Raw genomic sequence first — 13,879 nt, forward strand, 5'->3', positions numbered from 1 at the left:
CTCCCATGAGCAGCACCAACGGCGTTGGCCAGAACAGCAGCGACATCTACACCGCGCTGGGCCTGAACGCACCCAACAGCGATACCAGCAAGAAGAAGAGCACCCTGGACCAGGCCGATTTCATGCGCCTGATGACCGAGCAGCTGCGCCACCAGGACCCGCTCAAGCCGATGGACAACACCCAGATGGTCGCGCAGATGGCGCAGCTGTCGCAGGTCCAGGGCATCACCGACCTCAACAACACGGTCAAGGGCTTCCAGGATTCGATGTCCAGCGACCAGATCCTGCGCGGCGCGGCCCTGGTCGGCCACGAAGTGCTGGTGCCGTCGGAGAAGCTCGCGCTGGAGAAGGAAGGCGATGTCACCGGCATGGTCGCCGCGCCCGGCGCCGGCTTCGTGACGGTGGACATCACCGACGCCAACGGCGTCAAGGTCAACCAGATCAGCGTGGAAGCCAAGGCCTCCGGTGAAGTCACCTTCGACTGGGACGGCAAGGATGCCAACGGCAACCGCATGGCCGAAGGCACCTACACCATCGCGGCCTCGCACACCGATACCGCCGGCACCAAGACCAAGCTCAACACCTACGTGCAGGCCCCGGTGGAGAGCGTCACGGTCGGCACGGACGGCCTGTACCTCAACCTCAAGGGTCTGGGCACGGCCCCGATCGACTACGTGCTCCGCATCAGCTGAGCCGCCCCACCCGCATCCACAGGAGCATCCCATGGGCTTCAACGTCTCGTTGTCCGGCATCAACGCAGCCAATGCCGATCTGAACGTCACCGCGAACAACATCGCCAACGTCAACACCACCGGCTTCAAGCAGTCGCGCGCCGAGTTCGCCGACCTGTTCTCGGCCACCAGCTACGGCCTGTCCAAGAATGCGGTCGGCTCCGGTGTGCGCCTGACCAACGTCGCCCAGCAGTTCTCGCAGGGTAACAACGAACAGACCGGGCGCAGCCTGGACATGGCCATTTCCGGTGAGGGCTTCTTCACCCTGAACATGAACGGTGCGCGCGTGTACTCGCGTGCCGGCAACTTCCAGACCGACCAGGCCGGTTATGTGACCAACCCGCAGGGTGCGCGCCTGCAGGTATTCGCCCCGAACGCCGACGGCACCAACTTCGATGCCGGCCGCCTGACCGACCTGCAGCTGCTGACCACCGACAGCCCTCCCAAGCAGACCGGCAAGGTCGATGTCAGCTTCACCCTGCCGGCCAACGCCAAGGAACCGACGGTCGCCACCTTCGACCCCACCGATTCCAACAGCTACAACCACTCCACCGGCGGCATCACCGTGTATGACTCGCTGGGCGTGAGCCACACCCAGACCTCCTACTTCGTGAAGACCGCAAACCCGAACGAGTGGCAGGTCTACAACTATGTGGACGGCAAGGCGGCCGGTACCCCGACCACGCTGCAGTTCTCCGACGGCGGCGCACTGACCAGCCCGGCCAACGGCCAGATCGTGATGGATCCGTTCACCCCGACCACCGGCGCCGGCGTGCTGTCGATGTCGCTGAACCTGAGTGGCTCGACCCAGTACGGCGAGAAGTTCGCGCTGCGCAACACCCAGCAGGACGGCTACGCGGCAGGCAAGCTCAACGAGATCACCGTCTCCGAGGAAGGCATCGTCTACGCGCGCTATTCCAACGGCGACGACAAGCCGCTGGGCCAGGTCGCGCTGACCACCTTCAACAACGCGCAGGGCCTGGAAGCCAAGGGCAACAACCTGTGGACGGAGAGCTTCGCCTCCGGCACGCCGCGCACCGGTTCGCCGGACAGCTCCAACCTGGGCAAGATCCAGGCCGGTTCGCTGGAAGCCTCGACGGTCGACCTGACCGAGCAGCTGGTCAACATGATCACCGCCCAGCGCAACTTCCAGGCCAACTCGCAGATGGTCTCCACGCAGGACCAGATCACCCAGACCATCATCAACCTGCGTTGATGAGCCACTGACCGCAACACGGGAAAACACCGATGGACAAGGCACTCTACGTCGCAATGACCGGTGCACGTGCGTCCCTGCAGGCGCAGGGCACGCTGTCGCACAACCTGGCCAACACCGACACCCCCGGCTTCAAGGAGGCGCTCGCCAACACCGAGGCCTTCCCGATCAAGGGGACCGGCTACGCCTCGCGCGTGGATGCCCTGCACGTGGACGCCGGCTTCAACCGGCGCATGGGCGCCCAGCAGATCACCGGCAACCCGCTGGACCTGTCCCTGCAGGCCGGCAACTGGCTGGCCGTGCAGGCGCCCGGCGCCAATGGCGGCGAGGCCTATACCCGCGGTGCGGCCCTCTCGATCACGCCCAATGGCCAGCTGGTGACCGCCGGCGGCCATCCGGTCCTGGATGAGAACAGCAACCCGATCGCGATCCCCCCGCACCAGGCGATGGACATCGGCAACGACGGCACGATCTCGATCATTCCGCTCGGCGAAGGCCCGCAGACGATGGCCAACATTGGCCGCATCCGCGTGGTGCAGGCCGAGGATGCGCGGCTGGAGCGTGGCCTGGACGGGCTGATGCGCAACACCGACCCGCAACAGCCGTTCGTGCAGGCCCAGGGCAAGTCGCTGGAAAGCGGCCAACTGGAAGGCAGCAACGTCGATGCGGCCGGTGCGCTGGTGCAGATGATCCAGCTGCAGCGCCAGTACGAAATGCAGGTGAAGGTGATCAAGCACGGCGACGACAACGCCCGCAGCGCCAACAGCCTGCTGCGCCTCGGCAGCTGATCGCCCCGGTGACGTAATCCCGGCGCAGTTGTGGCACGCGCCATGCATTGCCCTTCGCAAGGGCCGCACCACGCGGCCATCCGCTACAACACAGGAATGACGCCATGAACCAGGCATTGTGGATCGCCAAGACCGGACTGGATGCGCAGCAGACGCGCATGTCGGTGGTTTCCAACAACCTCGCCAACACCAACACCACCGGTTTCAAGCAGGACCGTGCCAGCTTCGAAGACCTGCTGTACCAGCAGGTCCGTCAGCCCGGTGGTGCATCGTCGGCGCAGACCCAGCTTCCCACGGGCCTGCAGCTGGGTACCGGCGTGCGCGTGGTGGCCACCTCCAAGAATTTCGAGCAGGGCAGCCAGCAGCAGACCGGCCGCGCGCTGGATGTGATGGTCAACGGCCGCGGCTTCTTCGAAGTGCAGATGCCGGACGGTTCCTCGGCCTATACCCGTGACGGCTCGTTCCAGCGCAACCAGGATGGCGAGCTGGTCACCAACAGCGGCTACCCGGTGCAGCCGGGCATCCAGATTCCGGAAGGCGCCCAGTCGCTGACCATCGGCACCGACGGCACCATCAGCGTGAAGATGGCTGATGACGCCGCCTCGGTGGAAATCGGCGCGCTGACCCTGACCGACTTCGTCAATCCGGCGGGCCTTCAGGCCCGCGGTGAAAACCTGTTCCTGGAAACCACCGCCTCCGGCCCGGCGCAGAACGGCAATCCCGGCCTCAACGGCCTGGGCACCGTTGTGCAGGGTGCGCTGGAAGGCAGCAACGTCAACGTGGTGGAAGAGCTGGTCTCGATGATCGAAACCCAGCGCGCCTACGAAATGAACGCCAAGGCGATCTCCACCACCGACGCGATGCTCGGCTATCTCAACCAGAACGTCTGATCGGTCGACCCGGGAACCTGCCATGTCGCGTCTTGCCCCTACCCTCCGCCTGCTCGCCGCCGCCGTCATCGTCGCCACCTTGAGTGGCTGCGTGATCGCCGGCGATGTGCGTCCCTACCCGGCCATGGCGCCGGTCGAACCGGTCATGCCGCCGTCGGCCCAGGCCACGGCCGGCGCGATCTACGCCGCCGGACCGGGCCTGCAGCTGTACTCGGACCGTCGCGCACGCGATGTCGGTGACCTGCTCACGATCACCCTGACCGAGAGCACCACCGCGCAGACCACCGCCAACACCTCCACCTCGAAAGAGTCGGAGCTGAGCATCGGCACGCCGACGATCTTCGGTGCACCGGTGACGCTGGGCGGCAAGGATATTCTCAGCGCCAGCGCCGCCGGTTCGCGCGATTTCACCGGCAAGGGCACCAGCGCGCAGAGCAACCGCCTGCAGGGCAGCGTGACCGTCACCGTGATCCAGCGCCTGCCCAACGGCAACCTCGTCGTACAGGGCGCCAAGAACCTGCGCCTGAACCGTGGCGATGAGCTGGTGCAGGTGCAGGGCATCGTGCGCGCGGCGGACATCTTCCCGGACAACACCATTCCCTCCAGCCGTGTTGCCGATGCCCGCATCGTCTACGGCGGCCGCGGCGCGATCGCCCAATCCAATGCGATGGGCTGGTTGAGCCGCTTCTTCAACTCGGCGCTGTCGCCGTACTGAGCCTGACATGACTTTCTTTCTCTCCCTGTTCGGGCAGCGACGCATGGCGTCGCGCTACAACACGACGCGGGCGGTGCTGGCGCTGCTGGCCGTGTTCGCGCTGGCTGCGCCTGCGTCCGCCGAGCGCATCAAGGACCTGGCCCAGGTCGGCGGTGTGCGTGGCAACGCGCTGGTCGGCTATGGCCTGGTGGTCGGTCTGGATGGCAGCGGCGACCGCACCAGCCAGGCACCCTTCACCGTGCAGAGCCTGAAGAACCTGCTCGGCGAACTGGGCGTCAACGTGCCGGCCAACGTCAATCCACAGCTGAAGAACGTGGCGGCCGTGGCCATCCACGCTGAACTGCCGCCGTTCGCCAAGCCCGGCCAACCGATCGACATCACCGTCTCATCGGTGGGCAACGCGGTCTCGCTGCGCGGTGGCTCGCTGCTGATGGCGCCGCTGCGCGGTGCCGACGGGCAGGTCTATGCGATCGCCCAGGGCAACCTGATCGTCGGCGGCTTCGGTGTGCAGGGCAAGGATGGCTCGCGCGTCTCGGTCAACGTACCCAGTGTCGGCCGCATTCCCAACGGCGCCACCGTGGAGCGCGCCCTGCCGGATGTGTTCAGCGGCGGTGGCGACATCACCCTGAACCTGCACAAGAACGACTTCACCACGGTCTCGCGGATGGTGGCGGCGTTGAACAATGCGTTTGGCGAAGGCGCTGCGCGCGCCATCGATGGCGTCACCGTGTCGGTGCAGTCGCCGTCCGATCCGGGCGCCCGCATCGGTCTGCTGGCCCGTATCGAAAACCTGGAGCTCACGCCCGGCAGCGCGCCGGCCAAGGTGGTGGTCAATTCGCGGACCGGCACGGTGGTCATCGGTTCTCAGGTGCGTGTCGGCGCGGCCGCGATCTCGCATGGCTCGCTGACGGTGACCATCAACGAAAACCTCAACGTCAGCCAGCCGGGTGCGTTCAGCGGCGGCCAGACGGCGGTCACGCCACAGTCGACCATCACCGCGACCAACGATGGCAGCCGCATGTTCAAGTTCAACGGTGGCACCACCCTGGATGAAATCGTGCACGCGGTGAATGCCGTGGGCGCCGCCCCGGGCGATCTGATCGCCATCCTGGAAGCCCTCAAGCAGGCTGGCGCGCTCAGCGCCGAACTCGAGGTGATCTGACATGCGCATCCAACCGGCCCTGGAACTCAATCCCGCCCAGCCCAACAGCCCGGCCAAGGTCGACAAGGTCGCCCGCCAGCTGGAGGGCCAGTTCGCGCAGATGCTGATCAAGAGCATGCGCGAGGCGAGCTTCGGCGATTCCCTGTTCCCCGGTGAAAACACCATGTTCCGCGAGATGTACGACCAGAAGATCGCCGACGCGATGACCCGCGGCCGTGGCCTGGGCCTGTCGAGCATGATCGCGCGCCAGTTGGGGGGCGCCGAAGGCGACGCGGCCAAGCCGGTCGACACCACGCTCAACCCGGCCGCCGCGCTGCGCGCCTATCGGCTCAATGCACCCGCCGCGGCCATGCCGCTGCCGGCCAGCGCCGCACCGTCGGCACCGCGCGAGGTCGATCTGCTGCAGCAGCTGGGTGGCGGTGAGCCTTCCGCCGTGCTGCAGCCGATGGAACGCGCGCTGGACCTGATCGCCGGCCGGGAAAGCAGCCAGATGCATGAGGCCATCGGCCGCAATGATCCGTACGCCGCGGTCACGGAAACCGATCCGGCCGCATCCGACTGGGCGATGGCCGATGACCGTTGGAGCGGCGTCAACCGCACGACCGCGGCTGCCGGTCCCAGTGCGGTCGACAACCTGGCCGCCTCCACCGCGGCCGCCGAACTCGGTCCGCATACCCCGGCCGGCTTCGTCGCCAGCATCTGGGGTCATGCCCAGCAGGCCGCGCGCGAACTGGGCGTGGATGCCAAGGCGCTGGTCGCCCAGGCCGCACTGGAAACCGGCTGGGGCCGCAAACTGGTCCGCCGCAGTGGTGGCGACAGCTCGCACAACCTGTTCGGGATCAAGGCCAACGGCTGGCAGGGCGAGCGCGCCACCAGCGGCACCCATGAGTACGTCAACGGCGTGCGCCGCAACGAAACCGCGAGCTTCCGCGCCTACAACTCGGTGGGCGAGAGCTTCGCCGACTACGTGCGCCTGCTGAAGACCAGCCCGCGCTACCAGAACGCCCTGCAGGCCGGCAGCGACGTGCGCAGCTTCGCCCAGGGCCTGCAGCGCGCCGGCTATGCCACCGACCCGACCTACGCAGCCAAGATCGCCGCGATCGCCGGCGGCCCGACCATCGAGCGCGCCGTCGCCGCGGTGAGCGATGCCGGCCAGCGCCTGGGCCGCACTTTTGCCAGCACCGCCAGCCCGACCGGGCTGGGTGTCATCCGTCGTTGAGGTAATCCATGTCCAGCGTACTCTCCACCGGCACCAGCGCCCTGCTCGCCTTCCAGCGGGCGCTGGCGACCACCAGCCATAACGTCGCCAACATCAAAACGCCGGGCTACAGCCGGCAGAAGGTGGACTTCGCCACGGCCGACCCGCAGAACTACGGGTACGGCGACGTGGGCAACGGCACCCGCATCACCGACATCCGCCGCGTCGCCGATCAGCTGGCGATCTCGCGGCTGCTCGATGGCAGCGGTGAACTGGCGCGCCTGAAGCAGCTCTCCACCATGGCCGACCGTGTCGATGCGATGTTCTCGGACAAAGCCACCAACGTCGCCGGCGTCTGGTCGAACTTCTTCGATTCGGTCAGCGGGCTGTCCTCCAACGCCTCCGGCAGCGCCGACCGGCAGAACATGCTGGACAGCGGCAAGACCCTGGCCAACCGCTTCCAGCAGCTCAATACCCAGCTCAACAACCTCAACGGCGAGGTCAACAACGGCCTGATCGCCGGTGCCACCGAGATCAACCGGCTGGCCCAGGAAATCGCCCAGCTCAACGGCGCGATCGGTGGCAATGCGGCGACCGCCGCACCGGACCTGCTCGACCGCCGCGACCAGCTGATCGCCAACCTCGTCGGCTACACCGGCGGCACCGCGGTGATGCAGGACGGCGGGCTGATGAACGTCTACACCGCCGGTGGCCAGGCACTGGTGGTCGGCACCACGGCCTCCAAGGTCACCACCGTGACCGATCCCTACCAGCCCGAGCGGCTGCAGCTGGCGCTGGAAAGCCAGGGCCAGAAGATCACCATCGAGGGCAAGACGCTCGGTGGCCAGATCGGCGGCCTGCTGGAGTTCCGCGACACGGTGCTGACCCCGGCCCAGGCCGAACTGGGCAAGCTGGCGATCGGCATGGCCAGCAGCTTCAACGATGTCCACCGCCAGGGCGCGGATCTGTACGGCAACATGGGCGGTGACTTCTTCACCATCGGCAACCCGCGCATCACCGCCAACAGCGCCAACACCGGCACGGCCAGCATGAGCGCCAGCTTCGGTGATCTGTCCAAGCTGGACGGCCAGAACATCGTGATGAAGTTCGATGGCACGCAGTGGCAGGCTACCCGCGCCGACACCGGCGCCAGCATTCCGATGACCGGCAGCGGCACCGCGGCCGACCCGCTGGTCCTCAATGGCGTCTCGCTGGTCATGAGCGGCACGCCGGCCAAGGATGACCGCTTCCTGCTGCAACCCACCGCAGGCGTGGCCGGCGGCATGGAAGTGGCGATCACCGACACCTCCCGCATCGCCGCCGCCGCCCCGATCAAGGGCACCGCCGCGATGGCCAACACCGGCAGCGGCAAGCTGACCGGCGTCAAGGTAACCGATCCCAACAACGCCGCGCTGCGCACTCCGGCGGCGATCGTGTTCACCAGTGCCACCGAGTACACCATCGACGGCGTCGGCCCGCACACCTACACCGCGGGCCAGACCATCAGCGCCAACGGCTGGAGCTTCGTCCTGGATGGCGCGCCCAAACTGGGCGACACCTTCAACATCGGGCCGACCCCAGCCGGCTCCTCGGACAACAGCAACGCCCTGCTGTTGGCCAAGGTCGAGCAGGCCAAGACCTTCAATGACGGCACGGTCACGCTCGGTGGCGCACTGGGCGGGCTGACCACCCAGGTCGGCGCGGCGGCCCGCTCCGCGGAGTATTCCCTGCAGGCACAGCAGGTGATCACCGACCAGGCCCAGGCCGCACGCGACTCGATCTCCGGCGTGAACCTGGATGAAGAAGCCTCGGACATGCTCCGCCTGCAGCAGGCCTACCAGGCCGCCTCGCAACTGATCTCCACGGCCGACAACATGTTCCAGACCATCCTCGGAGCCGTCTCGCGATGAACAACCGCATTTCCACCGGGATGATGTTCAATCAGTCGGTGTCCCTGATGCTCGCCTCGCAGGCGAAGTTGAGCCACCTCGAGCGCCAGATTGCCACCAGCAGCAAGATCGTCTCGGCCAAGGACGATCCGGTCTCGGCCGGCAGCGCGGTCGGCCTGGACCGCACCCTGGCCTCGCTGGACCGCATGCAGCTCAACGCCGGCAACGTGCAGAACCGGCTGGGCCTGCAGGAAAACGCGCTGGCCCAGGTCGGCGACATGATGGGCCGCATCACCGAGCTGACCATCTACGCCAACAACCCCGGCCTCGCCGCGGCCGACAAGCAGTCCCTGGTCACGGAAATCGAGGCCATCCGCGGCAATCTGCTCGCGGTGGCCAACAGTACCGACGGCACCGGCCGCTACCTGTTCGGTGGGACGGATGATGGCAGTCCGCCGTTCAGCCAGGTCGATGGCCGCGTCGTCTACAACGGCGACCAGACCCAGCGCCAGGTCGAAGTCGGCCCGGACACCTATGTGCAGGATGCCCTCCCCGGCAGCGAGATCTTCATGCGCATCGTCACCGGCGACGGGCATGTGGACGGCAAGCCCGGCGCCGGCAATACCGGCAGCGGCGTGCTGACCAACGTCACCCGCGACAGCGATGGCAGTTGGAACGGCGAAGGTTTCAGCGTGCGCTTCACCGCCGCCGATGCGTACGACCTGCTGGATGCCGGCGGCAACGTGGTATCCAGCGGCACCCTGAAAGCCGGCGACGACGTGGTGGTCAACGGCGTGCGCCTGCATATCGAGGGTGCGCCGGCGGCGGGTGACACCTTCGAGGTCAGCCCGGCCGGCAGCCGCGACATTTTCGGCACGCTGGATTCACTGATAGGCGCACTGAAGATGGATACCGGCACCCCCGCCCAGCAGGCGGCCCAGCAGAACCTGCTGCAGAGCGGCCTGCGCGACGTGGCCCGTGCCTCGGAGCGGATGATCGACTCGCGCGCCGCCGGCGGTGCCCAGCTCAAGGCGCTGGACAACGCGTCGGACATGCGCGAATCGAACGTGGTCACGCTCAAGACCACGCTGTCGCAGATGCGCGACCTGGACTATGCGGACGCACTGAGCCAGTACCAGTTGGAGAAGACCGCCCTGCAGGCGGCGCAGACCCTGTTCTCGCAGATGCAGTCAATGTCGCTGTTCAACATGATCCGCTGACCGCTCCTACACCCTGGGTTGGCCTGAAGGCCGCGATGCATTGAGCATCGCGGCCTTTTTCGTTCTGGGGCGCCGTTGGCACCGGTCTACGCGGGAGACCATGCCCCGTACCTCTTCCCCTGCTTCCAGGCCCACGGCGGCCGAACGCCCCGCCCGGCACCGCTGCGGCCCGTGAAAGCCAGGCGCCTCCCCTCCGCTGAAGATCCGCGTGAATCTCTGCCTAAAGGTTGTTGACAAAGCGCCGTTATTGATTTGGCAACAGCGAAGCACACAGCCAAAAACAAAAAAACGGCGGCGCTTCGTTCCATTCACCACCGGGATACCATTAAGGGAGACGACCCATGGCACAGGTAATCAACACCAATACGATGTCGCTCAACGCTCAGCGCAACCTGAGCACCAGCGGCAACTCGCTCGCTACCACCATCCAGCGCCTGTCGTCGGGCCTGCGCATCAACAGCGCGAAAGACGACGCCGCCGGCCTGGCCATCAGCGAGCGCTTCGGCACCCAGATCCGCGGCACCGATGTCGCGATCCGCAACGCCAACGACGGCATCTCGCTGGCCCAGGTCGCCGAAGGCTCCCTGAGCGAAATCGGCAACAACCTGCAGCGCGTCCGCGAACTGGCCGTGCAGGCGTCCAACGCGACCAACTCCGCCAGCGACCGCAAGGCCCTGCAGGCCGAAGTCACCCAGCTGGTCAGCGAAATCGACCGCGTCGCCAAGCAGTCCGACTTCAACGGCACCAAGCTGCTGGACGGCAGCTTCACCAGCCAGCTGTTCCAGGTCGGCGCCAATGCCGGCCAGGCCATCGCCATCAACAATGTCGTCGATGCCAAGGCCAGCTCGCTGGGCAACGCCAAGTTTGCCGCACCGGTCGACAGCACCGCCGACGTCGGCGCCATCACTGACCTGGCCGGCGTCACCATCAACGGCGCCGCCATCGGCACCATCACCGGCAAGACCACCGCCGAGTTTGCCGCCTCCGCCGCCGCCCAGATCAACAGCAAGATCGGCGAAGCCGGTGTCTATGCCGAAGTGGTCACCACTGCCGGCACCCCGGACACCCATCGCCTGAAGCTGACCTCGGTCCAGGCCGACCGTGACCTGGTCATCGACGGCGCCGCCCAGCTCGGCCTGGCCGATTCCACCGCCGCCGCGCCCAGCTCGGTGGCCGCCACCGCGACCTCCAGCTTCGTGCAGGACCTGGACGTTTCGTCCTACGTCGGCGCACAGAAGGCCTTGGAAATCGTCGACAAGGCACTGGAATCGGTCAACAGCGTGCGCGCCGACCTCGGCGCCATCCAGAACCGCTTCACCTCCGTCGTCGCCAACCTGCAGACCTCCTCGGAAAACCTGTCCGCTTCGCGCAGCCGCATCCGCGACACCGACTTCGCCAAGGAAACCGCAGAGCTGACCCGCACCCAGATCCTGCAGCAGGCCGGTACGGCCATGCTGGCCCAGGCCAACCAGGTGCCGCAGAACGTGCTCAGCCTGTTGCAGCGCTGACATGAGCCGCTCCTGAAGCACGTCATGAGCGTCTAACCCAACTCACGTGCAACCGCTCAAGGACCTCTTCCCATGGCACAAGTCATCAACACCAATACGATGTCGTTGAATGCTCAGCGTAACCTGAGCACCAGCGGCAGCTCCCTGGCCACCACCATCCAGCGCCTGTCGTCCGGTTCGCGCATCAACAGCGCCAAGGACGACGCGGCTGGCCTGGCGATCTCCGAGCGCTTCGGCACCCAGATCCGCGGCACCGATGTGGCCATCCGCAATGCCAACGACGGCATCTCGCTGGCCCAGGTCGCGGAAGGTTCGCTGACCGAAATCGGCAACAACCTGCAGCGCGTCCGTGAACTGGCCGTACAGGCCTCCAACGCCACCAACTCGGCCAGCGACCGCAAGGCCCTGCAGGCGGAAGTGACCCAGCTGGTCAGCGAAATCGACCGCGTCGCCAAGCAGTCCGACTTCAACGGCACCAAGCTGCTGGACGGCTCCTTCTCCAGCCAGCTGTTCCAGGTCGGTGCCAACGCCGGTCAGGCGATCGCCATCGACAAGGTGGTGGATGCCAAGGCCAACGCGCTCGGTGGGGCGAAGTTCGACACCAACGCTCTGGCGCTGGCAGATCCGGGCACCAATGCCGACTTCAAGACCAGCGGCATGAAGATCAATGGTGTCGACATCGCCGATGTCGACGTCAAGCAGGGCGCAGATGCCGCTGCTACCGGCAAGGCCTCGCGTGAAGCGCTGGTCAGCGCGATCAACGCCAAGATCGGTGAAACCGGTGTTTACGCCGAAGTCAACGGCACCGCCGGCGTCACCCTGACCTCGGTCAAGGACAGCGTCAACACCGACGGCACCTTCAAGGCGATCACCGCCACTCCGGGCACCTGGACCGGCGCCACCGCACCGACCTTCACCGCCACGGCAGCCGGCGCCGCACCGGCAAACGAGTTCGCCAGCGAACTGGATGTCAGCACGGTCAAGGGTGCCCAGCAGGCGCTGGAAATCGTCGACAAGGCGCTCGGCTCGATCAACAACACCCGCGCCGACCTCGGCGCCATCCAGAACCGCTTCACCTCGGTCGTGGCCAACCTGCAGACCTCCACGGAGAACCTGTCCGCATCGCGCAGCCGCATCCGCGATACCGACTTCGCCAAGGAAACCGCAGAGCTGACCCGCACCCAGATCCTGCAGCAGGCCGGTACGGCCATGCTGGCCCAGGCCAACCAGGTGCCGCAGAACGTGCTCAGCCTGCTGCGCTGATCCACGGCTGCCGCGTCGGCGCCGGTCTGACCGGCGCCGACCCCGACGTCCCGTGTTCCACCCACGCCTGAAGGAACTCCCATGGCACAAGTCATCAACACCAACACGATGTCGTTGAATGCTCAGCGCAATCTGAGCACCTCCGGCAGTTCGTTGGCCACCACCATCCAGCGCCTGTCGTCCGGCTCGCGCATCAACAGCGCCAAGGACGACGCGGCTGGCCTGGCGATCTCCGAGCGCTTCGGCACCCAGATCCGCGGCACCGACGTGGCCATCCGCAATGCCAACGACGGCATCTCGCTGGCCCAGGTCGCCGAAGGCTCTCTGACCGAAATCGGCAACAACCTGCAGCGCGTCCGTGAACTGGCCGTGCAGGCGTCCAATGCCACCAACTCGGCCAGCGACCGCAAGGCCCTGCAGGCCGAAGTGACCCAGCTGGTCAGCGAAATCGACCGCGTGGCCAAGCAGTCCGACTTCAACGGCACCAAGCTGCTGGACGGCTCGTTCTCCAGCCAGCTGTTCCAGGTCGGCGCCAATGCCGGCCAGGCCATCGCCATCGACAAGGTCGTGGATGCCCGCGTCGAGTCCCTGGGCACCAGCACCTTCGCCACCGGCGCCACGGCTGCCGTTGCCGCGGTCGCCACCGACGTGCGCTTCGGCGGCACGGTGATGGGCGTGGACATCGGCACGGTCGAGGTCAAGAGCGGTGCCAGCGTCGGTGACGCCGCCAAGGCGATCGCCACCGCGATCAACGGCAAGATCGGCGAAGCCGGCATCTACGCCGAAGCCAACACCGACGGCACGTTGAAGCTGTCGTCGGTCAAGGAAGGCAAGGCCGTCGTTGCCGCCGACGTCGCCCTGACCCGCAGCAACTACCAGGCCGCCACCAGCGACTGGAGCGCCGCCGCGGCCACCAGCGCGTACACCGCCGGTACCGCCACCGATGCCAACGCACAGAAGCTGGATGTCAGCTCGGTGCTGGGCGCACAGCAGGCGCTGGAGATCGTCGACAAGGCGCTGGGTTCGATCAACAACACCCGCGCCGACCTCGGTGCCATCCAGAATCGCTTCACCTCGGTCGTGGCCAACCTGCAGACCTCCACGGAGAACCTGTCCGCATCGCGCAGCCGCATCCGCGATACCGACTTCGCCAAGGAAACTGCAGAGCTGACCCGCACCCAGATCCTGCAGCAGGCCGGTACGGCCATGCTGGCCCAGGCCAACCAGGTGCCGCAGAACGTGCTCAGCCTGCTGCGCTGATCCCGTTTGATCCGAAGGCGCCGGGCAACCGGCGCCGCT

12 protein-coding genes are annotated in these 13,879 nt (G+C 66.6%); all 12 read left to right on the forward strand.

Annotated elements, in window-relative coordinates:
• The first annotated feature begins 5 nt into the window (after window positions 1-5).
• The 12 genes from HDC96_RS04800 to HDC96_RS04855 all read left to right on the forward strand — a co-directional run bounded on the left by HDC96_RS04800 (window position 6) and on the right by HDC96_RS04855 (window position 13,840).
• Window positions 6-692 carry a flagellar hook capping FlgD N-terminal domain-containing protein gene (locus tag HDC96_RS04800; RefSeq protein ID WP_176989013.1) on the forward strand — a complete coding sequence of 229 codons (687 nt, stop codon included), beginning with the start codon at window positions 6-8 and terminating at the stop codon, window positions 690-692.
• A 31-nt stretch (window positions 693-723) separates the two neighbouring features.
• Window positions 724-1,947, forward strand: a complete 1,224-nt coding sequence (flgE, locus tag HDC96_RS04805) for a flagellar hook protein FlgE (protein ID WP_179458977.1) — start codon at window positions 724-726, stop codon at window positions 1,945-1,947.
• Window positions 1,948-1,979: 32 nt separating this feature from the next.
• Window positions 1,980-2,735, forward strand: a complete 756-nt coding sequence (locus HDC96_RS04810; RefSeq protein ID WP_179458978.1) for a flagellar basal body rod protein FlgF — start codon at window positions 1,980-1,982, stop codon at window positions 2,733-2,735.
• A 104-nt stretch (window positions 2,736-2,839) separates the two neighbouring features.
• Window positions 2,840-3,625: a flagellar basal-body rod protein FlgG gene (flgG, locus tag HDC96_RS04815; protein ID WP_179458979.1), complete on the forward strand. Its 786-nt coding sequence runs from the start codon at window positions 2,840-2,842 to the stop codon at window positions 3,623-3,625.
• 22 nt (window positions 3,626-3,647) lie between these two features.
• Window positions 3,648-4,340 carry a flagellar basal body L-ring protein FlgH gene (gene flgH, locus HDC96_RS04820; protein ID WP_179458980.1) on the forward strand — a complete coding sequence of 231 codons (693 nt, stop codon included), beginning with the start codon at window positions 3,648-3,650 and terminating at the stop codon, window positions 4,338-4,340.
• A 43-nt stretch (window positions 4,341-4,383) separates the two neighbouring features.
• Window positions 4,384-5,502 carry a flagellar basal body P-ring protein FlgI gene (locus HDC96_RS04825; RefSeq protein ID WP_179459621.1) on the forward strand — a complete coding sequence of 373 codons (1,119 nt, stop codon included), beginning with the start codon at window positions 4,384-4,386 and terminating at the stop codon, window positions 5,500-5,502.
• 1 nt (window position 5,503) lies between these two features.
• A complete protein-coding gene (gene flgJ / locus HDC96_RS04830) occupies window positions 5,504-6,721 on the forward strand; it encodes a flagellar assembly peptidoglycan hydrolase FlgJ (protein ID WP_179458981.1) in 1,218 nt (405 codons plus the stop codon).
• 8 nt (window positions 6,722-6,729) lie between these two features.
• Entirely contained in the window at window positions 6,730-8,610 is a 1,881-nt protein-coding gene (gene flgK / locus HDC96_RS04835) for a flagellar hook-associated protein FlgK (RefSeq protein WP_179458982.1), read from the forward strand.
• The gene (flgL, locus tag HDC96_RS04840; protein WP_179458983.1) at window positions 8,607-9,809 is read left to right on the forward strand and encodes a flagellar hook-associated protein FlgL; all 1,203 of its coding nucleotides are present in this window, start codon (window positions 8,607-8,609) and stop codon (window positions 9,807-9,809) included. Before flgK ends, flgL begins: the two co-directional genes overlap by 4 nt.
• A 341-nt stretch (window positions 9,810-10,150) precedes the next feature.
• On the forward strand, window positions 10,151-11,317 hold the full coding sequence (locus HDC96_RS04845; RefSeq protein WP_179458984.1) for a flagellin: 1,167 nt from the start codon (window positions 10,151-10,153) through the stop codon (window positions 11,315-11,317).
• 72 nt (window positions 11,318-11,389) lie between these two features.
• Window positions 11,390-12,580, forward strand: a complete 1,191-nt coding sequence (locus HDC96_RS04850; protein ID WP_179458985.1) for a flagellin — start codon at window positions 11,390-11,392, stop codon at window positions 12,578-12,580.
• An 81-nt stretch (window positions 12,581-12,661) separates the two neighbouring features.
• On the forward strand, window positions 12,662-13,840 hold the full coding sequence (locus HDC96_RS04855; protein ID WP_179458986.1) for a flagellin: 1,179 nt from the start codon (window positions 12,662-12,664) through the stop codon (window positions 13,838-13,840).
• Window positions 13,841-13,879: the final 39 nt, after the last annotated feature.

Source organism: Stenotrophomonas sp. JAI102 (assembly GCF_013409105.1).
Classification (GTDB): Bacteria; Pseudomonadota; Gammaproteobacteria; order Xanthomonadales; family Xanthomonadaceae; genus Stenotrophomonas; species Stenotrophomonas maltophilia_AA.